Origin of the sequence: Cyclobacterium amurskyense, assembly GCF_001050135.1 — a bacterium.
GTDB classification, from domain to species: Bacteria; Bacteroidota; Bacteroidia; order Cytophagales; family Cyclobacteriaceae; genus Cyclobacterium; species Cyclobacterium amurskyense.
On the sequence record NZ_CP012040.1, the window covers coordinates 4,273,574 to 4,294,414 of the forward strand.

21 protein-coding genes and 5 pseudogenes are annotated in these 20,841 nt (G+C 37.6%); 18 read left to right on the forward strand and 8 right to left on the reverse strand.

What is annotated here, in order from left to right; translation table 11 throughout:
• On the forward strand, nucleotides 1–1,002 hold the full coding sequence (locus tag CA2015_RS17480) for a hypothetical protein (protein ID WP_048643069.1): 1,002 nt from the start codon (nucleotides 1–3) through the stop codon (nucleotides 1,000–1,002).
• 319 nt (nucleotides 1,003–1,321) lie between these two features.
• Here the strand turns inward: CA2015_RS17480 and CA2015_RS17485 are convergent, their stop codons facing one another.
• Nucleotides 1,322–1,594, reverse strand: coding sequence for a hypothetical protein (locus CA2015_RS17485; protein WP_048642126.1), 273 nt, complete (start codon nucleotides 1,592–1,594; stop codon nucleotides 1,322–1,324).
• Nucleotides 1,595–1,679: 85 nt separating this feature from the next.
• Between CA2015_RS17485 and CA2015_RS17490 the strand changes: the two genes are divergently transcribed.
• From CA2015_RS17490 to CA2015_RS17510, 5 genes are all read left to right on the forward strand, one after another.
• Nucleotides 1,680–2,456 (forward strand): hypothetical protein, encoded by a 777-nt coding sequence (locus tag CA2015_RS17490; RefSeq protein ID WP_157470529.1) that lies wholly within the window; start codon nucleotides 1,680–1,682, stop codon nucleotides 2,454–2,456.
• A gap of 141 nt (nucleotides 2,457–2,597) precedes the next feature.
• Nucleotides 2,598–3,278, forward strand: coding sequence for a DUF6843 domain-containing protein (locus CA2015_RS17495; protein WP_048643071.1), 681 nt, complete (start codon nucleotides 2,598–2,600; stop codon nucleotides 3,276–3,278).
• Nucleotides 3,279–3,931: 653 nt separating this feature from the next.
• On the forward strand, nucleotides 3,932–5,182 hold the full coding sequence (gene ltrA, locus CA2015_RS17500) for a group II intron reverse transcriptase/maturase (protein ID WP_048643042.1): 1,251 nt from the start codon (nucleotides 3,932–3,934) through the stop codon (nucleotides 5,180–5,182).
• Between the two features lie 120 nt (nucleotides 5,183–5,302).
• Nucleotides 5,303–5,827, forward strand: coding sequence for a hypothetical protein (locus CA2015_RS17505; RefSeq protein WP_048643072.1), 525 nt, complete (start codon nucleotides 5,303–5,305; stop codon nucleotides 5,825–5,827).
• A gap of 75 nt (nucleotides 5,828–5,902) precedes the next feature.
• Nucleotides 5,903–6,799, forward strand: a complete 897-nt coding sequence (locus CA2015_RS17510) for a tetratricopeptide repeat protein (RefSeq protein ID WP_048643073.1) — start codon at nucleotides 5,903–5,905, stop codon at nucleotides 6,797–6,799.
• Between the two features lie 301 nt (nucleotides 6,800–7,100).
• Here CA2015_RS17510 and CA2015_RS17515 read toward each other — a convergent pair.
• Nucleotides 7,101–7,499, reverse strand: a pseudogene (locus CA2015_RS17515) (transposase); the annotation flags it as partial.
• A gap of 39 nt (nucleotides 7,500–7,538) precedes the next feature.
• On the opposite strand from CA2015_RS17515, the gene CA2015_RS17520 reads away from it, so the two are divergent.
• Entirely contained in the window at nucleotides 7,539–7,811 is a 273-nt protein-coding gene (locus CA2015_RS17520) for a GIY-YIG nuclease family protein (RefSeq protein ID WP_048643075.1), read from the forward strand.
• Here the strand turns inward: CA2015_RS17520 and CA2015_RS24680 are convergent.
• Nucleotides 7,812–8,096 (reverse strand): annotated as a pseudogene (locus CA2015_RS24680) (transposase); the annotation flags it as partial. It lies immediately after the preceding gene.
• 104 nt (nucleotides 8,097–8,200) lie between these two features.
• Between CA2015_RS24680 and CA2015_RS17525 the strand changes: the two are divergent.
• Complete coding sequence (locus tag CA2015_RS17525) at nucleotides 8,201–8,389, forward strand: GIY-YIG nuclease family protein (protein WP_240477984.1); 189 nt, start codon at nucleotides 8,201–8,203, stop codon at nucleotides 8,387–8,389.
• 9 nt (nucleotides 8,390–8,398) lie between these two features.
• On the opposite strand, the pseudogene CA2015_RS25310 reads toward CA2015_RS17525, so the two are convergent.
• Nucleotides 8,399–8,854: pseudogene (locus tag CA2015_RS25310) on the reverse strand (IS91 family transposase); the annotation flags it as partial.
• A pseudogene (locus CA2015_RS25185) lies at nucleotides 8,844–9,656 on the reverse strand (tyrosine-type recombinase/integrase). The pseudogenes CA2015_RS25185 and CA2015_RS25310, both read right to left, overlap by 11 nt.
• 307 nt (nucleotides 9,657–9,963) lie before the next feature.
• On the opposite strand from CA2015_RS25185, the gene CA2015_RS17535 reads away from it, so the two are divergent.
• Nucleotides 9,964–11,370, forward strand: coding sequence for a rhomboid family intramembrane serine protease (locus tag CA2015_RS17535; protein WP_048643077.1), 1,407 nt, complete (start codon nucleotides 9,964–9,966; stop codon nucleotides 11,368–11,370).
• 101 nt (nucleotides 11,371–11,471) lie between these two features.
• Here the strand turns inward: CA2015_RS17535 and CA2015_RS25315 are convergent, their stop codons facing one another.
• On the reverse strand, nucleotides 11,472–11,849 hold the full coding sequence (locus tag CA2015_RS25315; protein ID WP_048643078.1) for a transposase: 378 nt from the start codon (nucleotides 11,847–11,849) through the stop codon (nucleotides 11,472–11,474).
• Between the two features lie 288 nt (nucleotides 11,850–12,137).
• On the opposite strand from CA2015_RS25315, the gene CA2015_RS17545 reads away from it, so the two are divergent.
• Nucleotides 12,138–14,084, forward strand: coding sequence for a pyrroloquinoline quinone-dependent dehydrogenase (locus CA2015_RS17545; RefSeq protein WP_053086702.1), 1,947 nt, complete (start codon nucleotides 12,138–12,140; stop codon nucleotides 14,082–14,084).
• 209 nt (nucleotides 14,085–14,293) lie between these two features.
• On the opposite strand, the gene CA2015_RS24895 is transcribed toward CA2015_RS17545, so the two are convergent.
• On the reverse strand, nucleotides 14,294–14,560 hold the full coding sequence (locus CA2015_RS24895) for a hypothetical protein (protein WP_157470531.1): 267 nt from the start codon (nucleotides 14,558–14,560) through the stop codon (nucleotides 14,294–14,296).
• 66 nt (nucleotides 14,561–14,626) lie between these two features.
• Between CA2015_RS24895 and CA2015_RS25450 the strand changes: the two genes are divergently transcribed.
• The 4 genes from CA2015_RS25450 (at nucleotide 14,627) to CA2015_RS17560 (ending at nucleotide 16,009) form a co-directional block, all read left to right on the forward strand.
• Entirely contained in the window at nucleotides 14,627–14,875 is a 249-nt protein-coding gene (locus CA2015_RS25450) for a type II toxin-antitoxin system Phd/YefM family antitoxin (RefSeq protein WP_394332067.1), read from the forward strand.
• Entirely contained in the window at nucleotides 14,847–14,981 is a 135-nt protein-coding gene (locus tag CA2015_RS25320) for a hypothetical protein (RefSeq protein ID WP_262485611.1), read from the forward strand. Before CA2015_RS25450 ends, CA2015_RS25320 begins: the two co-directional genes overlap by 29 nt.
• Nucleotides 14,935–15,165: a Txe/YoeB family addiction module toxin gene (locus CA2015_RS17555; RefSeq protein WP_048643080.1), complete on the forward strand. Its 231-nt coding sequence runs from the start codon at nucleotides 14,935–14,937 to the stop codon at nucleotides 15,163–15,165. The genes CA2015_RS25320 and CA2015_RS17555 overlap by 47 nt, the downstream gene beginning before the upstream one ends.
• Nucleotides 15,166–15,409: 244 nt before the next feature.
• Complete coding sequence (locus CA2015_RS17560) at nucleotides 15,410–16,009, forward strand: DUF6624 domain-containing protein (RefSeq protein WP_048643081.1); 600 nt, start codon at nucleotides 15,410–15,412, stop codon at nucleotides 16,007–16,009.
• A 342-nt stretch (nucleotides 16,010–16,351) separates the two neighbouring features.
• On the opposite strand, the pseudogene CA2015_RS25500 reads toward CA2015_RS17560, so the two are convergent.
• Nucleotides 16,352–16,716: pseudogene (locus CA2015_RS25500) on the reverse strand (transposase); the annotation flags it as partial.
• 268 nt (nucleotides 16,717–16,984) lie between these two features.
• Here CA2015_RS25500 and CA2015_RS17565 point away from each other — a divergent pair.
• The 4 genes from CA2015_RS17565 (at nucleotide 16,985) to CA2015_RS17580 (ending at nucleotide 20,806) form a co-directional block, all read left to right on the forward strand.
• A complete protein-coding gene (locus CA2015_RS17565; RefSeq protein WP_157470532.1) occupies nucleotides 16,985–17,644 on the forward strand; it encodes a hypothetical protein in 660 nt (219 codons plus the stop codon).
• A 321-nt stretch (nucleotides 17,645–17,965) separates the two neighbouring features.
• Nucleotides 17,966–18,424: a hypothetical protein gene (locus CA2015_RS17570; RefSeq protein ID WP_048643083.1), complete on the forward strand. Its 459-nt coding sequence runs from the start codon at nucleotides 17,966–17,968 to the stop codon at nucleotides 18,422–18,424.
• 653 nt (nucleotides 18,425–19,077) lie between these two features.
• On the forward strand, nucleotides 19,078–19,686 hold the full coding sequence (locus tag CA2015_RS17575) for an RNA polymerase sigma factor (RefSeq protein ID WP_053086703.1): 609 nt from the start codon (nucleotides 19,078–19,080) through the stop codon (nucleotides 19,684–19,686).
• Between the two features lie 118 nt (nucleotides 19,687–19,804).
• Nucleotides 19,805–20,806 (forward strand): FecR family protein, encoded by a 1,002-nt coding sequence (locus CA2015_RS17580; RefSeq protein WP_048643084.1) that lies wholly within the window; start codon nucleotides 19,805–19,807, stop codon nucleotides 20,804–20,806.
• Nucleotides 20,807–20,841 lie beyond the last annotated feature (35 nt).

Sequence of the window (20,841 nt, forward strand, 5' to 3'; positions counted from 1 at the left end):
ATGGCGAAAATGAATATTACGCACACAGTTGATTTTGATAAAGATATTTATCAAATGTTCAAAAAGAAAAACGGGCTAGCACCATTTTTTCAAAAAAGTGGACGGAGATTTTTTGAGTACATGTATGATAATAAGTTATACAGGCATTTCTTTCATTTTATGGAACCGCCTAAAACTTCAATCTCTTTTTTACGCCAACTAATTAACTCAAGTAGTTATTTTGACAATGAATTGTTTCATATAGTTTTTAAAGCATTTCTTTTCGCAGAAACAAGATTTATTGAGAATTACATTCCTCAAAATAGTCATGAAGAACGATTAACAGGTCATTTAATCTCTGAGTTTTCATCTGCCCTTGGTATCATAAAAAAGTCATTCGCTGATAAATCCTATGAGATGTATAATGAAAAGCTTGAATTAGATTTCTTTTATGCTGATTTGTCCTCTAATAAAAGAGAGAAAATAACAGGGTCTGATTTTGGTCTGATATTTCACATAAACTTGCCTGATTATCCCAATGAAGTTAGAGCAGTAGTGTTTCAAGCAAAGAAATTTAAAAATAATGCTACAATCGATATTCAGCAATGTAGAGCACTTAAAGAATTTGGAAATAAAGGTGCTTATTATTGTTTTTACGACATGGAATTAAAAGAAACATCTTCTCCACTTGTTGTTCAAGCTAATCGCATATTACTTCCATCTGAAGATGAAAAAGTAAAATCTAAATCTTTTAGTAGAGACGAGATATTTAATAATTGGGATGGAGGTATTCCATTATCAGTATTTTTAACATTCAATCTACTGAGCGGTGAAAATGAGAAGTATTATAAGAGTTTTAATAATATTTGGGAAGCCTCAAATTATGTAAGTAAAGATAATCGTGAACTTGCAGACATAAATCCCTCAAAAATTTTTCTAGTTTCTTTAGGTGGAATAAAAGATTCTGGACAAGATATTCGTAATTTATCTAATGTGTTTAATTTCAGTCGATTTGAAGACTAAAAACATAAAGAATGAAATAAAAACGGCTGGTAACAATGTATAAAAATAATAGCCGAGACAGTAGTATATTCAAGGGTTGTAACCCGCTTCACCTTTCGTGTAACTTGACAGGAAAGTGCAACGCAATCGGCTACTATTTTTATACTTAACGTTGTATTGAATTTGACAAACTTTTAGGTTAATCTACAGGGTTTTTAGCGGGAAAGGAATTGTAATTGTTTTGAAGGCGGTAAGCCGACTTTCAAGTCTTTGCGGTGAGACCGTGCAAGTGGTGATCACTTGTAGACGTGTCGAGAACGTCTCAAAGACTTGATTGAAGTTAGCCCTTATCCTTCAGAAAGTCAAGGAATAAGGGGTAAAAATCAAAAACAATTACAATGGAGTAGTTGGCTTGTTTGCTAACTTTCCAGCAACGGTTCTTATCCAAGCATAAAAATCCATAACTGGAAATAAAACCCTGATAGATAACAGGTAAATAGGTAAAGTTTGTCCAACTCCGTTTTTCTTTAGAGATGCCCGCAGGAGCGGGAGGAGAAGGGTTTGTTTTTACAAAGGCAAAGAAAAACTCAATACAACAGTAGGTATCTATCAATTTGAATAAGCGTAACTAGTCCTTATATTGTCTTCTTCAAACAGTAGATACCCTATTGTTGCAGGTAATTTGATGAACACCACCTATGAAAGTTCAATACTACATGTTCTTAATTCCTTTTTTTTTGATAGGGTGTCAAAAATCTAAAATAAATGTTGCTGAAGAAGAGGACAGTTTTGAAGAATATGTCTTCCCGAAATTTATTATGGATTTTTCAAATAGTGAATGTCAAAGACAATTAAAAGAAGCTAAAAAGGATTATGAAAACGGAAAACTAGTACATCAATTTCACGCATTTGAAAGTGATAGATTTAGTGAAGAATTTGAAGAGCTTTTAAACAAATGTAAAATTGAATATGATGATAAAGGGGAATGTCATATTGATGTCCAAGAATGTTATGGATGGTACATGGATAGTCTTATCTCCGTGAAATTTGGTGAAGATTTTATTTCTAATTTAAAAGAAAAGGCTGATAGCTTATTTTTGGCAAGATGGGAAACCAAAACATATTATTACTGGCACCTTGACGAAGAACCAAAGTATTCAGAAGGCTATGGCTTTTCAGATATTTTCATAAAAAATCGACTTTCTTTCCCAAAAAGCTGGGACACAATACCTATGCAAGACTGGCGTCAATACTTAAGCGTATGGGTAACAATAAGTAAAGAAGGGGAATTAGAAAAATGGGAACACGAAAACTATAACTTAAAAGGTACTAATATCGAGTTTTATGACCATTTGAAAAATCAAATAGACTCGTTATTAAAAAGAATGAATGTATGGGAGCCTGGGGTGTTAAATGGTAATAAAGTGACTTCCAAATATTTGATTGATATAAATTTAGATAAAAAACGATACTGAAAACTACCTGCAACAAAGACCTAAACTGCATTAAAACGCAGTTTAGCCAAGTCGGTATCTAGCTATTTGAATAAGCGTAACTAGTCCTTATATTGTCTTCTTCAAACAGTAGATACCCTATTGTTGTAGGGCATTAAAAAAATGACGAAATCAAATTCAAATACACTCTTTGGAATTTCAATTGCATTCTTTGTTCTTGGTCTTTTTTGTTTCTTGACCTTTTGGTTAATGTATTTGGGATTTGGTCTAATGATTCTCGGAACAATACTGTGCTTACTTTCAAAGAAAAAATGGTTTTATCAAGTACTTTTAATCGGACTTCCATTTGGCTTTGTAGCCTTTACATTTTTGAACGCTATGGAAATTCCTGAACGATATTTATTACCTGAAGATTTCCGTGGTGTAGTATATGTGGTTTTTGACCAAGAGAATGGAAAAGAAAAGGAATATGAGGGAATTCATAGGGTTTATAGAATACCTGAAAGCGGAATCCTTTTTACTCAATTCAGTCAAAATGAAGAAGTATATTCATTTCAGGAATTCTTCTTTGTAAATAGCAATGGCAAAAGAAAAGAACTCGGAGAACTTGACTACCGACACTTTAATACACCTAATACTATTAACCCAAGAGCTACCGAACCCCCAAGGGACAGTTTAGTAGTATTTAACCAAAGGACTATAGGAAGAATATTAGCCAAGGACGAACAAAATTATTACAACTATAAAGCTTTGACAATTGGAAAATATAATGAAATTGAAAAGTGGGATTATTTAGACCCAGAGAAAATTGGAAAAGCCAAAAAAGAGCAATTAAAGGAATAAAAACGCCCTACAACAATGTATATAAAAAATAGGCGAAACAGTAATAAAATCAAGCATTTTGGCTCTTATCAAACTTTGTGTTTAACCGAAAGTTTAGTGCTTCGTAATCGCCTACTTTTCATATGTGTGCCGAGAGTAACGAACGGCTGAAAATCGTTACGCAACTGTTTATAAGATGGTGGAACCGACCCACCGGTGTTGTCCTACAGGGGAGAGCATCAAACCACCATAAGGTGCTTTGGTAAAGAGTCAAGGTATTGAGCGTTATGGAAAAGGCCACGTCAAGAGCGTGGTCAGGTAAGGATAAAGGAGATGAATGCAAATGAACCTCTGATGAAGTGTCGAGAAAGTGCTACATTCTGTCAAAAGTGTTTGAAGTATGACAAACATTACGAGTTCAGTGGTTACCTGTTTATTGACTGGACGGCAGGCGTCATTTAGGAGGCATGACCTTTATTCGGGCTTATTTACGGAACTCGGGAACCTGGATCAAGATGCAAAGTGAAACGCACAATAAGATCAACTTAGAGGCAGAATAGCGATGTTTGGTTCAGGGACGGACCAATCCGTAGTAGTGTTGAAATTTCTGTAATAGAAACGGAGCGAAGGGATTGGCTTATACAGTTTTCAACAGTTTTACAACTCGCAAGAGGATGATTGAATTAGAGAAGACAAAATCAGTACCTATTACCAAAGAAATGGTATGGGAAGCTTACCTACAGGTAAAGCGGAAAGGGAAGAGTGCAGGAGTGGATGAACTAAGTATGTCAGTGTATGATATGCAAAGACATCGGCACTTGTATAAAGTCTGGAATCGCTTGGCTTCGGGTAGTTATTTTCCACCAGCAGTCCTACAAGTTGAGATTCCCAAGAAGAATGGATCTATGCGTCAATTGGGGATTCCAACGATCAGCGATAGGGTAGCTCAAACGGTCATTAAGAATCAGATAGAGGTAAGATTGGAAAAGATCTTTCATCCGGATTCCTACGGTTATCGTCCAAAACGGAGTGCCCATCAGGCGCTAGAACAGGTTCGGAATAACTGCTGGAAGTATGATTGGGTGATAGACTTAGATATCAAGAATTTCTTTGATGAAATAGACCATGTTAAGTTGCTCAAAGCGCTGAACAAACATGTGGAAGAAAAGTGGATATTCGAGTACATCAAAAGATGGCTCAATGCTCCATTGCAAACCAAAGAAGGTGAAGTTATAGCAAGAACAAAAGGCACACCGCAAGGAGGAGTGATCAGTCCACTTTTGGCCAATTTGTATTTGCACTATACCTTGGACGTTTGGCTTAAGACAATTGATTCTTCTATTAAATTTGTACGCTATGCGGATGATATTATCATTCATTGCCAGACAAAAACTCAGGCAGAAAAGAGCCTACAAAAAATAAAAGAAAGAGTGGAAGATTGTGGATTGAGATTGCATCCTGATAAGACGAAAATCGTGTATTGCAAGGATTTCAAAAGGCGACAAAAGTATAGGGAAGTACAATTTGACTTTCTCGGATATACATTCCAGCCGCGTACTTCAAAATCCAAGAAAACAAAGAAACTGTTTCTAGGATTTGATTGTGCTATGAGCATCCAGTCAAGGTCACGAATATTCGACCAACTCAGGAAGATGGAAATCCCAAGAATTCAATGTGACAGTATTGTAGGTATTGCCCATCATTTAAACCCAAAACTTAGGGGATGGATCCGTTACTTTGGTAAATACCGTGGTTATAGTCTATCCAAAGTGTTTTATATATTGCGTATAAAACTAATAAGATGGGCAAGGTATCGCTACAAAAGGTATAGAAACAACCTTACAAAAGCTTATAAATGGTTGGACAGGGTTCGGATACAATATCCAAGTCTGTTTTATCACTGGCATGTGGGGTATTCTAATTAGGGATTAAAGATTGTATAAGAAGAGCCGTATGATGGGAGACTATCACGTACGGTTCTGTGAGAGGCTCGGGGCGAAATTCCCCTTGCCTACTCGACACTAACCGTTACCAGTAATCAAACAATGAAAAAAACACCATTCCTTATATTAATTTTAATTTTTTTGATTATTCAAAAAGGATACTCTTGTATTTGTTGGGAAAAGATTGATTCTGAACTTTTTAAAGGACTAATTGAAAGATCAGATTTTGTTTTTGTTGGTGAAGCAGTAAGAAATGTTGGATTTCACAATCAACGAAACAACCAACTTGATCAGGAAGGTATAGGTTACAATGTGCTTTTCAAAGTTGATTCAGTGATTAAAGGGAAGTTGAAATCTCAAGAAGTTATCATTGACCAGGACAACGATGGAAGTTGCGCTCAAACGTTTAAAATAGGTAAGAAATATATAGTTTTTGGGATTGATTATAAAAAGCACTGGCGATACGAAGAAACAATAAAGGAAGAGATGGAATATAAAAAGGAGAGTTATGAGGATTTAACTCAGTTTGACTTTTATACATCACTAAAGAATGAATATCCAATAATTAACACTAATTACTGCTCCTCATTTTTAAAAAAGAAACACATTTTGGAATTCTTAAAATAGGATCTACAGGTAACATAACCTAAACTGCATTAAAACGCAGTTTAGCCGAACGTTGTAGCACATTTAAATCAGACAATGAATAAGACATTAATCATTATAGCATTTTCAATTCTGACCAACCTTTGTTTCGGACAGGATTACAAAACAGAATTTGACAAACTGTGCCAAGAAGGTGACACTACTAAGCAAATTGAACTTTTGACAAAATGGGAATCAGAAGACCCTAAAAATCCAGAATTGTTTACGAGTTATTTCAATTATTACTTCCTAAAATCAAGACAGGAATTTATTTCAATGTCGACAAATCAGCCAAATGGCGAAAGCCTTCAACTTCAAGATAGTACCGGACAAGTTGCAGGATTTTTAGGAAGTGAAATGGTTTATAATACTGAAATTTTACAAAAAGGACTTGATAAAATAGACCAAGGAATAAAACTGTACCCAAACAGACTTGATATGCGATTTGGAAAAATATATGCTCTCGGACAAGCAGAAGATTGGGAAAATTTCACCAATGAAATCGTGAAAACCATTCAGTACTCAAAGAATAATAATAATGAATGGACTTGGACATTCAATGAAAAACGAGAAAATGGAAAGGAATTTTTTTTAAGCTCAATTCAAGATTATCAGCTCAATCTATATGAGACTGAAAATGATGACTTATTGAAAAATATGAGAACTATTGCAGAAGAGATTTTAAAAATATATCCCGACCATATTGAAAGTTTATCGAATATTTCAATAACCCATTTATTGACAGGCGAATATGACAAAGGGATTGAAGCCTTATTAATAGCTGAAAAAATTGACCCAAAAGACGGGATTGTGCTAAGCAATATTGCTCACGGATATAAACTAAAAGGCGACATTGAAAATTCAATAAAATACTATGAAAAAATGCTAAAATTAGACGACCCAAGAGCGGTTGATTTTGCTAAACAACAGATTGAAGCCTTGAAAAAAAAATAAAAACGTGCTACAATAACTAAGCATTCTGACGGCTGGAACAGCCTAGTCTGAATGCAGTGTTGAACCCTGAGAAATGTTCAGGGTAAACTTCAATGAAACATTGAAGGGGTGTTGGGAACTTGGTTTACTATGGGGAATGATTTTCTTGTTTTGCTTTTTTAGCTGTGGGAAAATGAAAAAGTTGCTGATTTAATATTGTTCTTTGGCCTAGGGTTCCTTTTTTTAGTAGCTATTATTTATTAGGGAAAGGGTTTTGGAGCGAATTTGAGGCTGTTTTTGCCTTTTGGACATACCTGTCCCATTAAGCTAACTGGCGCTTTTTCTTTTGCTTTCTGATTTTGTTAAACCAGTTGGCTGGTGGCCCTCTTTGATCAAAGCATGCCACTGTATGTAGTTCTCCAGTTTTGCAATAAGAACACTTTCTGAACAGGGAAGCCGGTTTTTCTCCTACTTCTATTACGACCTGACCGATCTGCCTGTCGATATTGACTTTATGTGTTGCCTTAAAGGCACTGGCCAAGATGCCATAATGCCTGATGCGGGTAAAGCCCTTGGGTAAGATATGTAATGAAAATCTTCTTAGGAATTCAGGAGCTGTTAGCGTACAAGTTTCTTTTTTGCCCTGATTACGGTAGTTCTTTACCATAAATTTAACCTCGCCGTTTTCAAGTGATCTGATCCGCTGGTTGCTGATGGCAATTTACCCCGTAGGATTTTATTAAATTACGTCAAAAAAAGTATGAGCAAATATTTTAATGTTTACGTTCTTCTCAGTGAATATGATGGGCAGTTTTACACTGGGTATACCTCTGACTTAAAAGTAAGGGTTGAACATCATAACCAAGGTAAAGTGCCATCGACTAGCAGGAGAAGGCCATTAAAGCTAATCTATTGGGAAGGATGTTTAAATCAACAGGATGCAACGAGAAGAGAAAAGTATCTGAAGTCAGGAAACGGTAAAAAGTATTTAAGGAATAGAATTTCCAATTACTTCAATAATCCAACGGGGTGAATGAGAGTATCTGCTCAGGTATTCAATGACCTGTTTGGGGCCGAAGAAAGGTTTTTTGCAATAGATGACCCATTTCTTGGAGAACAATTGCCTTGCAGTGTTCGGGTCCAACAACTTCTTTTCCCTTAGTGCCTGCACCATTCTTGCTCTGAAGACGGTAGACATTTTCTTTACCGGAAAAAGAAAGCGCCCTTTGGATAGAGAAGCCTTCCATTTACCTGAAGGTGTTAGTCCACCAGCTGGAATAATGCAGTGCAGATGAGGGTGTAAGCTTAGGTTTTGACCCGCACCCCGTTAGAAATAGTTATATTTAGTAGATGGAAGTATTCACAGTATATGTATTAGCCTCCCAAAAAGATCTATCTTGGTATATCGGATTTACATCAAACATGGAGAAGAGGATAAAAGAGCACAATAGTGGCAAAACTATTACTACAAGTAAAAAAATGCCTTGGAAGGTAATTTATTATGAAGTGTCTTTTAATAAACTCGATGCAATTGCACGTGAGAAATATTTGAAAAGCGGTATGGGAAGAAGGTATTTGAAAAACAGGTTGTCCAATCAATTGGATTTCTAACGGGGCAAGTGTATGTAAAACACTTACCATTCCAGTCTTTGCACCTAGTAACTTGGGGTTGGCAGCAAAGTCCCTGACGACTGACCATGCTGTTTGAAAGAGCAGGTGGTAAAGCTCAGCAGGCTTGGTCAGTGCTAATTCATTGAGCGTATCAGGCAGGGTGAAAACGACATGAAAATAGGAGGCATTTAATAGATCTTTTTCTCTGTTCTGGATCCACCGTTCACGTAGGTGTCCCTGGCAGCGTGGACAGTGCCTGTTTCGGCAACTGTTATAACTCAGGTGTAGCTTGTTGCAATCAGTATTGTCGCAACGATCAATATGTCCTCCCATCTCAGCAGTTCGGCAACGCATCAGCGCATAGAGGGTTCGGGCTTTCCAAGTATTGGAAGCTATTACAGGAATATCCTTGTGAGAGGCTCTGATAATATCAGCAAGCTGACAGGCAGGATACTTATTGCTCATAAAGTTTCTCCAATGGGCTAAACGGGGCCTTCCTGCCGACCCTTGCCACGTGAAGATAAATTAGCGTTGTATTAATGTCCACATGGCCGAGGAGTTCTTTGAGCGTAAAGATGTCAGTGCCCATCTCGAGCAGGTGGGTGGCATAGCTATGGCGAAGAGCATGAGCGGTAACTTGCTTGTGTATACCACTAGCTCGCCTGGCTTCACGTGCGGCCCATTGTACGCCTCTGGCACTAATGGGAACAGGTTCACCAGCACTGTTCTTGCCGTTAAAGAGATAATCGACAGGTCTTTCTACTTCCAAATACGTTTTAATTCCTCTTGAAAGAAGATCGCAGAGGGGAACATAGCGGTCTTTTCTGCCCCACCCGCAGCCTGGCCCCTTACTAAAACTGTCCACAGGACAGTTTCTTTACGTTCGGTCCTCATCCCGGATATGGAGCATTTTTCGGTCAAGATCGATATCCGTTATTTTGAGTTTACAACATTCAAAGTTCCGTAGTCCACAGCCATAAAGTAAAGCAAGGATTAGGCGATGTTTGAGTAGCTTTGGGGCTTTTAATAGCTCCTTAACCTCCTGCTGACTAAGGACGACAGGGAGTTTTTTGGGTCGTTCGATGGAGGGCAGAATGACGCTGCTTTCTTTTCGGTCAAAGATTCGAAAAAGGTAGCGCAGTCCGTAAACGGTGTGTTTAAAGAAACTGTCGGAGGGAGTATTGTGCTTACGCTTGAGGAAATGGAGGTAGTCCTGTATGACTTCGTCGTCAAGTTCAAGCAGATTAGAGTTGAGATGCAGTCCCATATGGGCCAAACATCGGGCGTAATTATTGAGAGTGCTCTGACTTTTCCCCGAAATGGTTATTGATCTACGGAGTCTTTTGAGCTGTAAATCAAAGCCTGGTACATTTTCACAGGCTTTCTCAATGATAGATTGCTTTTTTTTTCATAGCTTAAAGTGTTGAATATTAACGATAAGTCTAATGTAGGAAGAAACGGCAACAACTGCCGGCTTCCTGCCTTAGCAGGATTCGTTCAACAATATATATGAAATCATAGCGCCCTTTGGGACGCTACGCTTCATATATTAGCGTTAGAGCTAACCTTTCTGCATGGTAAATAGAAATCATTTTACAGACAAGTTTCAGAACAAATCGAACTCAGAGCTACAAGAACTCTTGAATAGCAAAGACCATGTTCATGAGGCTAAGATGGCGGCAAAATGGATTCTAGAAGACCGAGAAAGCTTACCTGAACTTGTCCCCTCTTCACTAACTGAAGAGGATAACAATCCTATACCTGATGGTATAACTTTCTTTGATAAGCAGACATCTTATGATAAGTCTAAGCTTAAACGGAACCTGATTCAGGTACGGAAGGACAGTCGTCTTGAATTCATAATGTACGGGATCATGGTGTTTGTTGCTCCATACATAGCTTTCCGACCAGGTCAGACACCACTAATCGAATCAATGAGCTACTGGCAAGCTGTTGGCTTCTTTTCAATCTTTCTTGGAATTGTAGCTGTCTGGTCCTTCATTTTTAAAGGGTTCGCTAAAATTAGAGCACTCCAAACAAACCGCAAAAAGATTGTTTCCGCTAGAGTTCTGAGAGTTGAAGATTCTTTCAATGAAAAAAATCATATACTGACTCTTCAACACGAACATTTGAAAGAATATCAATTATCAAAGTTCAACAAAGCACCCAGCAAACATGATTATGTAAGGCTGGATTTTAGCGAACTAGGAAATCAACTGATTAAACTCAAAACGATATCAGAGGAAGAATACGTTGAGCTTGCTGAAAAGAAAGACTATGAAACTTCAGACCGAAAATCCTTTTTTGAAGTCTTCACAAGCGTGAAAGCTGAACGGCTGAAGTTAACGGAATCTTTCAGTCTATTTATTCCCAAAGGTGAACACTTCATAACTCCAATCGTACTCCTCTTAAACTTTCTTGTCTTTATCTCGATGTTGATTGCTGGTGTTGACATTTACAGACCTGAAGTTGTAGATATCGTGAACTGGGGAGGAAATGCTAAGACCTTAACTCTGGAACAAGGCCAATATTGGAGACTACTAACTAGCATCTTCTTCCACATAGGAATAACGCACATTCTCATGAATTCACTGGGATTCTTATTTGCAGCAGCCTTACTCGAACATAACTTGGGTCGCAAACTTTTCGTCTTTGTTTACCTAACAACTGGATTATTAGCTAGTCTAACAAGTGCTCTATGGAATGAAAAGATGGTAAGTGCAGGTGCATCTGGAGCTATCTTCGGACTTTATGGATTCCTTCTCGCCAAGCTCATTTCTGCTAACGAACAACAACGGAAAATGAACGAAGGACTCATTGCAACAATTTTCATTTATGTCCTTTACAATCTTATCATGGGATTAACTGGGAACATCGATAATGCTGCTCATATAGGAGGCTTAATCGCAGGAATAGTTTTAGGAGTACTTCTTAAAAACAAGGGCAGGCTACAACAATTAAGCTACAATGATGCGAAGTAAGACTTCGGTTCATTGTAGTCCCGATCGATCGAGATTGGACTCAGCCTCCGGTAGCTTTCGTCTATGGGGATTGGATTGGTTTTGTTGGGTAATTCAGGAAATTAGGTGGCGTTAAAATTGTTAAAAAGTAGGCGAATTGATTGTTTAGTAGCGTTTTTAAATCCTTGATTCATTGATTTTTGAGGTCTTAAAAAAACTAGGACATAGGTGTTCCAGGGCTTCCAGTGAAGCCTTTTTGATAGCGTGTGATTATTGCTATACCTTCCCAGATATTCCACCACTGTTTTTGGAGAAGCAAATGGTCGCTTGGCGTATACTACCCATTTGGTTTGGAAAACTTTTTTAGAAATATGCTGTGCGACAGACATTTTTTTTCTGAGCACCGCCATAAAACTTGCTCGGAAGACAGTGTTTTCAGCATAAGCTTTGATGGTAATTTGCTCTTCACACTTTCGGAAATGCAGGGCAAATCCAAGCACTTCACGTTTGGCCTAATCTATTAAAGTTTTAGCTGAGTTGGGCCGGCTATTGAGCCATCCGTAATTTTTATGTATTTTGTTTATTATTATAAGCGTTTGTTGATGAGCAATATACCAATGGTAAACCTTTAGCCACCGGAGGTTGAGTTCAACAAAAACTATAAGTAAGCAGGGCGACAGTGAAAAACGAATCAATAAATCTAAGAACTAACTTTCGGCTCGGCAGACAGGAAAGTGCTTCTAAAGCCCACCTGCGCATAGTCAAACCGTCAGCAATAACTACAAATCATGAAAAAACTAAAACCGTTTTCAGTATTTTTACTTGTACTTCTTTTTTCCTCATGTCAGCAAGAAGAACGAATTCGTAATTCAGAATTTCCTTGGTATGGTGCAAGTCTCGCAAATGATAAGTTCGTAAGTCTTGACCAGATTAATGGTGAGAATTTTAATAAGTTAGAAGTTGCGTGGAGATGGACTTCTGTAGATGAATCCATTATTGAAAAGGATAGCACACTCTGGACTTGGACAAATGAGTCTACACCTATTATGATTGATGGAATTCTTTATACGAGTACTTCATTAAGTCAGGTTGCTGCCATTGATGCCAAAACTGGTGAAACGATTTGGTCATATAACCCAGAATCATATGTGGAAGGCTCTCCACCAAATCATGGATTTGTTCACAGAGGTGTAGCATTTTATGAAGATGGAGCTAATAGCAAAGTATTTATTGGTACTGGAGATGCTTATCTCATTGCACTTAATGCCAAATCCGGCGAGCTTGTAAGCGAATTTGGAAATAATGGAAAAATTGATCTTACCAAGGGATTGAGAAGACCGATTGACAGACTAGCCTATGGTGTTTCGAGCCCTCCGATTATTTGTCGCAATACTTTAATTTTAGGATCATCAATTGTTGATTATCCAATTCATGAATCGATGCCGCCAGGTGATATTCGAGGATTTGATATAAATACCGGTGAACAAAAGTGGATATTTGAGTCCATTCCACAAGAAAATGATCCGGGTGTTGAGACATGGGAAAATGAATCCTGGAAGAATATCGGCAATACAAATGTTTGGACAATAATGAGTGCTGACGAAGAATTAGGTTATGTATTTTTGCCTTTTGGAACTCCGAGTAATGATTACTATGGAGGCAATAGACATGGAGATAATTTGTATGCCGAAAGTTTAGTTGCACTAGATGCGGCAACAGGAAAAAAGATTTGGCATTTTCAAACAACCCATCATGGCATATGGGATTATGACCTACCAGCGGCCCCTATTCTTATGGATTTGCTGATTGGTGGTAAAAACACGAAGGCTGTGGCACAGCTTACAAAACAAGGATTTTGTTTTGTTTTTAATAGGGAGACAGGAGTCCCCATTTGGCCAATCGAAGAAAGAGCTGTTCCAGCCTCGACCGTGCCAGGTGAAAAAACATCACCAACTCAACCATTCCCAACAAAGCCCAAACCTTTTGATCAACAAGGACTCTCAGAAGAAGATTTGATTGATTTTACTCCAGAATTAAGAAAAGCTGCCCTTGACTACGTCAACCAATATGTCTACGGACCGTTATTTACTCCACCTTCACTTAAAGGCACTTTACTATTTCCTGGAGTTGCAGGCGGTGCAAACTGGGCTGGTGGTGTTTTCAACCCAAATAATAACCATTTATATGTTCCTTCAGTTACGCTGCCATTTTTAGTAAAGCTGCAGAGAGCGGAGGGTGCTATGGAATTTAACAAGTACTACAAGCTACCTCCAACGGTTCCCTCTCTTGACGGCCTGCCGCTGACAAAACCACCATACGGACGAATAACTGCCATCGATATGAATAGCGGAGAGCATTCTTGGATGTCCCCCGTAGGCTCAGGGCCGATTAATGATTCTAGGCTAAAAGAATTAAACCTGCCTCAATTAGGTTGGCCATTCAGAATGCAGGTTCTTGGAACCCAAAATCTACTATTAATAGCCCAAGACGGTGGAGTGGCATCTCGGGCCTATGCATCGCGGGGCTATAACATCGCTATAAGTAGTACTGATATTGAACCATCACTTCGTGCTTTTAACTATGATAATGGCGAGCAAATAGCTGAAATTCCAATCCCCTCAAATGCAAGGGGGGCTATGATCTCATATTTGCTCGATGGAAAACAATACATTGTTATTCCGATTGGTGGGGCCTCAAAACCGGCAGAGTTAATTGCTTTAGCACTACCAGACTGAATATAAAAAAAAGCTGAGAATAATTAAGCATTCTGACGGCTGGAACAGCCTAGTTTGAATGAAGTGTGTGTGCCCAGCATGGGTATCTGGTATCGAAGATACCAAATTATTCCAGAGGGTGAAAATCTGTGCCGAAGCAACTCGGTAGCCTGTGCCGAGTTTTATCTGTATCCCTTATATGGGAGAATTAATGTCCCGAAGCATTAGCTTTACTGCTTATTATTATCTTTATAGGTAATTAAATAGGGTAGGCTATCAGGCTTTACTCTACGGCTTAATGCAATTAGTTCGCGAGAACCCAAAGTGGAAGTAGACTCGTGATGTGCTACTTGGCCTGGAATTTTGACGCAGGTGCGTGACGAATTATGTGGCTGAATGGTTGGTGAGGCCAGCACATGGCTTTCAGAAATATAAGCCTTTGCCAGCCTTAACTTGGTGAATCCCATCAGCAATGGAAGTGCATTGTGTCTGCGCATCTTGAATTTAATCTTGCGTTTATGTACGGTATTATGTACGTTTATGCGTACATAGTAGAAAAAGCCATGAAAGCACTTACAATTACATCCCTCCGTCAGCGTATGAAGGAGCACTTTGACTCGGTGAGCAAATCACTAGAGGTCATTATCGTACCGCGCAAAAGAGAAGAGGATGCTGTGGTCATCATGTCAATCAGAGAGTATAATTCCTTGATGGAGACAGGCCACTTGCTATCGACTGAATCGAATCGAAACCGATTGCGTGAGTCCATCGCTCAAATGAAAGGTGGAGATACTGTTTCGTTTGACGATTGAATTGGAGCTAAATGAATATCCAATTCACAAGTCACGCTTGGGAGTAATTCAACTATTGGATGGAGACCGATCCAGATACAATCAAGAAGATAAAGGAGTTCATTAAATCAATCCGACAAACTCCCTTTAAGGGAATCGGAAAACCGGAACCGCTGAAATACGATCTAAAAGGATTTTGGTCGAGAAAAATCTCAGGGGAGCACCGATTGGTGTACAAGATCACTGGTAAAAAAGGTGTTGACCAAGTCTGCACAATTGTCCAATGTCGATTTCACTATGACGAGAAATAGAAGTTGATTGGAATATTGAACTTTGATAAACCACACCGAATAAAAAAAGCCTAACATTCTGTACATTCCATGGCCACATAAATCCAACGCGCAGCCGAGCGGAGCTCAGCCCGCAGTGCCACTGGCCATACAGGTGGTACGGTATCTAGCTATTTGAATAAGCGTAACTAGTCCTTATATTGTCTTCTTCAAATATTAGATACCCTATTGTTATGGGCAAGTTGACCACAACACAATTAGCAGAATGAATTACCACGAAATTGCAGAAAAAATAATCGAACTGAAAAATGCTGATTTGGAATTTCGTGAAAAGCTAATTGAAAGTGGAAAACTCGGTGAAGGCTACAATAAAGAAATGGCTGAAATTCACAACAAAAATACCAAAACTCTAAATGAAATAATAAACAAAATAGGTTATCCAACGCTTGACAAAGTTGGCAAAGAAGCAAATGAAGCAACTTGGTTAATAATACAACATTCTATCGGACAACCTAACTTTATGAAAAAATGTGTGAAATTATTAGAAATTGCTGTTTATCAAAATAAAGCCAATTCAAAAAATTTAGCGTACTTGACCGACCGAATAGCAGTTTTTGAGAATAAACCACAACTTTATGGAACTCAATTTGATTGGGATGAAAGCGGAGAATTGAGCCCTAATATTTTTGATGACTTGAAAAAAGTGAATCAAAGGAGAAAATCTATTGGACTTAATTCAATTGAAGAACAAACTAAAATTATAAGAAAACAAGCTAAAAATAATAAACAATCGCCACCGGCAGACTTTGAAAAAAGAAAACAGGAAATTGAGGAATGGAAAAAAACTGTTGGTTGGAAAAAATAAAACCAGCCCATAATAACTAAGCATTCTGACGACTTAAACAGCCTAGTCTGAATGCAGTGTGTGTGCCCTGAGAAAGTTTCAGGGTAAACTTCAATGTCCCTTCGGCAGGCTCAGGGACCGTGCTCAGGGGCCGGTTAAGAGTGTTGAGAATTCGGGTTACTATGGGGAATGATTTTCTCCATTTGTTTTTAAGCGCTTGAAGAATAAAAAAAATAGGTAGTTATAGGTTGTTCCTTTACGTTGTTTTATTTTTTTGAGAGACTAAGGCCACTTTCCTGATAGTTTTGGAGTGAATTTTAGGCTGTTTTTGCCATTTGGACATACCTGTCCCGTTAAGCTAATATTTTGTTTCTTGATTTTGTTAAACAAGTTGTCTGGAGGCCCTCTTTGGTCGAAGCACTCCACTGTATGCAATTCTCCGGTTTTACGAGAAGGGTACTTTCTGAACAGGGAAGCCGGTTTTTCTTCTACTTCTATTACGACCTGACCGATCTGCCTGTCGATATTTACTTTGTGTGTTGCCTTAAAAGCACTGGCCAGGATGCCATAATGCCTGATTCGGGTAAAGCCCTTTGGTAAGATCCCGATTCTCGGGACAAATTATGTAGCGTGAACCTACTTAGGCATTCAGGACCCTTTAGCGTGCAAGTTTCTTTTTTGCCCTGTTTCCGGTAGTTTTGTACCGTAAATTGAACCTTTCCGTTTTGAAGTGTACTGGAGGAACCAAGGTCAAGGGTAAAGTAAAAATGCGGCCGGTTCCGAGTAAATAGAAAAATCAGTATCTTTAAGAAGCTAGGAGTAGGATGGAAGAGTACGTTTCCAAATGCCAACCTTCCCAAAAATAAATCCCGTTGGGGGTAACTGCAGTACAGACCATAAAGAGAACGTTAAATTGAAAGGTTTGGATTTGTAAAAGCAAATAGAAAGACATGACATGCACTTGACAGGAATAGGTGTAAAAAGACAAAAAGATCAATGAAAAGAGTATTTCAATTATTGTTGTTCGTAACCATAGGGTTTATATTATTAGTCTCATGTGAAAAAGATGAACCTCTACCAACAATGAGATTATGCGATGATAAAGAAAATTTCTATTACTCGGGAGAGGAGAAAATTTATCTTGGAAAACAATCATTGTCTGAAATTTATATTGTGTTTGAACAAGAAAATGTAACAAAAGAGTTTGCAGAATCTATATTAAGTAAATATTCCTTCATAACTAATAGCGCTATAACAGGGTACATCAATTACGATCAAGTTTGGCTTAGAATCAATGAAACCTTGACCGACTGTACGCAAGTCAATAATTATTTAAAAGAATTAAATAAAGACGATGAAATTTATTCAGCTACACCTATATTTTATACCAATGAGAATGACCCAAATTCTTATGTTGTTTTATTAAGTGAAGTTCTAACAAAGATTGATGAGGATAATATTTCTGAATCTGACTTTATAGATTATGCAGAATCAAAGAATTTAGAATTAATTAGTTCGAGGTATTCTATTCAATATTTTAAAAATAAAAAAGTTGAAACAGGTTTTGAGTCTTTAGAAATCTCTCAACAGATTTATGAAAGTGGAAAAGCAGCGTATTCTCACCCGAATTTTATAGTAAAGATTGAACTGCATTAAGTGGCTTTGTTAACAAATCTCAATACGAGGGTAAATTTGTCTTCCCAGATAGAGAAGAAATATTTCGTAAAAAGTTTATTCACGGTGGACAATTTTTGGTTAGGTATCAATCAATGCGAGCAGCTATCAATATTGTGTTTATGCGATCTGCGGGTGAGGCGTTAATTTGAAGTCTAGTTTCTATATTTCGTTTCGGCAGGTGGGACAAGTCGCAGCATTGAAATCCGCAGCTATCATAAAAATGGAGGTTGCAGGTAAGTTTAAGAAAACCTACATTATAACTAATTGTATTACCGAAAAAGACAGACAAAGGATTGAGCCATGAAAAAACTACTTTTCCTAATAGCATTAATTATTTCGATTTCCCATCTTAAAGCTCAAGACACTTTGAACTACGAATTAGTAGATGCTTTTAGGATAGACAAGAAATTCTCACCTGAAATTTTAAATTATTTAATAAAAAAGGGGGAATTAACAAAATCTGAGGTTGATGAGCAAATGTTGAATATATTTCAAAGCGTTTATGTAATTGATATTTTTTATCCAGAAAACCTTAACCAAAACGGAATCTATAGATTTGGTAGAATTACAAGCCATGGAGATGTTTCTCTCCTGATAAAATCTGAAGACCAAATAGAAATAATTAATAATTTAAACTATGAGGAAATTCAAAAAAAGGTTGGAAATTTTCTCCAACAAGAATCCAACGAATTTGATGATCCTACAATAAAAAATTATCAAGAAGCATTGAATAATTGGTTTGTAAACAGAAGTTATTAAAAAAACACCGAGATGTAATAGTACCACAGAAACAGCGAGCGGTTTCGAGTAAATATGAAAATCAGAATTTTTAAGAGGATATTTAAGGTGAAAACCTCCTAATACCCACTGTCTCGAGACTGAATCCCTTTAGCATGCCACCAAACTTTTTTAAAGGAGTTGGCGGAATTTGTTCCCTTGATGAAAGCCCAGGATTCAAAGGGTCTATTGTTGCCCCTTCTTTTCTGCAAAAATAGCTCTAATAGAAGCTGCCCATTTGTCTCTTATTGATATAATCCTAGCCATTGGATCCGGATCATTGAAGTTGTTGAATGGACGATAACCGTACCTCTCATTACTATTGCGGAATAAAAGTTACCGGGAGATGGGCAATAGCTTCCCAATATTTCTACTGCAAATGGGAGTGGTTTTAGTAAGACAATTGCTAAAAAGGGAGTATTTATATATTCGGCAGATTTGCCCAGTGGAATATACAATTTGATGTTGGACGGTAAAATATTGGAGAGGACTATTTGGAATTTCAATCTATGATTGAGGGTAATTGGTAATTATTGCAAAAGGAAATTATGCCAATCCATATTTAATAACTATAATTAGGAAGCCTGAGTTGTAAAAATCCCTTTTTGAGGGATTGATCACCAATTATTTCAAAAATGCCTAATTATAAACTTGATCCCTTTTCAAGTGAAATTTCTGAAATCAAAAATACAGACGCTACAAAAATTGTAGCGCAGGGGATGTTATGGGATGAATTCAGAAAAGGTGGTGATGCTGCCTTTATTCAGATATATGAGCAATTTTTTGATAGTCTATTTGCATATGGCATGCGTTTATCTAAGGATGAATCCCAAACCAAGGACGGGATTCAGGAAGTCTTCTTTGATCTCAAGCGCCTGCGTCACAAAATAGGCCCTACTGACAATATTAAGTTTTATTTACTCAAATGCCTTAAACGAAAGCTTCAGCGTCAGTTTTCCAAATGGGAACACAGAAGGGAAAGCCTTGACTCCAATCAGGATTTTGATTTCACTATTTCCCATGAACAACAGTTGATTGATCAACAAATGGGTTTGGATAAGATTGAGCAGTTAAATAGCGCTATTGCCAAGCTTAGTCCCAGAAAAAAAGAAATCATTTATTATTTTTTTTACGAAGGTTTCAGCTATGTCCAAGTTCAGGAAATAATGGGGTTGGACAGCGTGAAAACTACTCGGAATCTAATGTACAAGGCATTGGGCTTTTTACGAGAGAAACTTAAATAGGGAAGTTTATTAAGTTAGCCGTTTCTTCTTAAGATTAAGATATTTCAAAAAAAAGTAAAATTTTTAGGTGTTCTTTTGGAGGTGCTCTGTATTTACATATAAAGCCAGTATAATTTTGATGAAGACCAAAGAGGATTTTTTAATTGACCCAGAGTTTATTGCCTGGGTAAGACAGCCAAATGATCATTTGAATGATTATTGGTCTAAATGGATGGATGCCAATTCTGGAAATTTAAAAGAACTAAAGCTGGCCCGAGAGATTTTATTGCGCACCCACTATCAGGAATACAAGGCCCCGGAGGGAATGAAAGATGCGATTAGACAAAACCTTTTAAGTATAAAACCTGCAGATCATCAAATAGAAAAGAAGAATTACCGATGGATTATTAATCTAGCAGCCGTATTCTTAATTGGATTTGCCTTGGTATGGATCTCTGGCGTTTTTAACAAAGACACAGTAGAAACTCCTGTCGAAAATGTGGCAATGCATCACAAGCAGACTGCTTCAGGGGAGAAATTACAGCTAACCCTGGCAGATGGCTCAAGGGTTTGGTTGAACAGCAACAGTGAATTCTCTTTTCCAGATAAATTTGGTGCTACAGAGAGAAGGGTGATTTTAAAGGGAGAGGCATTTATAGAAGTGGAAAAGGATAGCCTGAGACCTTTTAGGGTTGTCGCTCAGGGTTTGGTGACCACTGCTTTGGGTACTTCCTTCAATATTAAGGAAAAGGGTGATGTTGGAATAAAGATTTCATTGGTAACAGGTAAGGTTAAGGTGGAGAGTGTTGCCACAAGTGCAGATTTTATACTTAACCCTGGAGAAGAATTATACAGAGACCATATTTCAGAAATGCCCAACATCCGAAAATTTGATACCCAAACCATATCCTCATGGAAAGATGGCATCTTATTGTTTGAAAAATCGAGCCTTGCTGAGGTTGTGGAGATACTGGAAAATTGGTATGGGGTAAAGATTAACATCCAAAATCCCACAAAAGCAACCTGGGAATTTTCGAGTGAATACCGTAATCAAAGCCTGGAAAATGTTTTGAAGAGCATGGCATATGTACAAAATTTTGAATTTGAGCTAAAAGGAAAAAATGTCACAATTAAATTTTAACAAAAGAATGCCCAAAATACCACCTTAATAAAACC

Excerpts from the sequence above, each read along its gene's own strand:
- CA2015_RS17555 (WP_048643080.1), top strand. The coding sequence starts at position 14,935 with ATGGAGACCGATCCAGATACAATCAAGAAGATAAAGGAGTTCATTAAA.
- ltrA (WP_048643042.1), top strand. The coding sequence starts at position 3,932 with ATGATTGAATTAGAGAAGACAAAATCAGTACCTATTACCAAAGAAATG.
- CA2015_RS17525 (WP_240477984.1), top strand. The coding sequence starts at position 8,201 with ATGGAGAAGAGGATAAAAGAGCACAATAGTGGCAAAACTATTACTACA.
- CA2015_RS17520 (WP_048643075.1), top strand. The coding sequence starts at position 7,539 with ATGAGCAAATATTTTAATGTTTACGTTCTTCTCAGTGAATATGATGGG.
- CA2015_RS17565 (WP_157470532.1), top strand. The coding sequence starts at position 16,985 with ATGAAAAGAGTATTTCAATTATTGTTGTTCGTAACCATAGGGTTTATA.
- CA2015_RS17490 (WP_157470529.1), top strand. The coding sequence starts at position 1,680 with ATGAAAGTTCAATACTACATGTTCTTAATTCCTTTTTTTTTGATAGGG.
- CA2015_RS17560 (WP_048643081.1), top strand. The coding sequence starts at position 15,410 with ATGAATTACCACGAAATTGCAGAAAAAATAATCGAACTGAAAAATGCT.
- CA2015_RS17480 (WP_048643069.1), top strand. The coding sequence starts at position 1 with ATGGCGAAAATGAATATTACGCACACAGTTGATTTTGATAAAGATATT.
- CA2015_RS24895 (WP_157470531.1), bottom strand. The coding sequence starts at position 14,560 with ATGCGCAGACACAATGCACTTCCATTGCTGATGGGATTCACCAAGTTA.
- CA2015_RS17495 (WP_048643071.1), top strand. The coding sequence starts at position 2,598 with ATGACGAAATCAAATTCAAATACACTCTTTGGAATTTCAATTGCATTC.
- CA2015_RS17570 (WP_048643083.1), top strand. The coding sequence starts at position 17,966 with ATGAAAAAACTACTTTTCCTAATAGCATTAATTATTTCGATTTCCCAT.
- CA2015_RS17505 (WP_048643072.1), top strand. The coding sequence starts at position 5,303 with ATGAAAAAAACACCATTCCTTATATTAATTTTAATTTTTTTGATTATT.
- CA2015_RS25450 (WP_394332067.1), top strand. The coding sequence starts at position 14,627 with ATGAAAGCACTTACAATTACATCCCTCCGTCAGCGTATGAAGGAGCAC.
- CA2015_RS17510 (WP_048643073.1), top strand. The coding sequence starts at position 5,903 with ATGAATAAGACATTAATCATTATAGCATTTTCAATTCTGACCAACCTT.
- CA2015_RS17575 (WP_053086703.1), top strand. The coding sequence starts at position 19,078 with ATGCCTAATTATAAACTTGATCCCTTTTCAAGTGAAATTTCTGAAATC.
- CA2015_RS17535 (WP_048643077.1), top strand. The coding sequence starts at position 9,964 with ATGGTAAATAGAAATCATTTTACAGACAAGTTTCAGAACAAATCGAAC.
- CA2015_RS17545 (WP_053086702.1), top strand. The coding sequence starts at position 12,138 with ATGAAAAAACTAAAACCGTTTTCAGTATTTTTACTTGTACTTCTTTTT.
- CA2015_RS17580 (WP_048643084.1), top strand. The coding sequence starts at position 19,805 with ATGAAGACCAAAGAGGATTTTTTAATTGACCCAGAGTTTATTGCCTGG.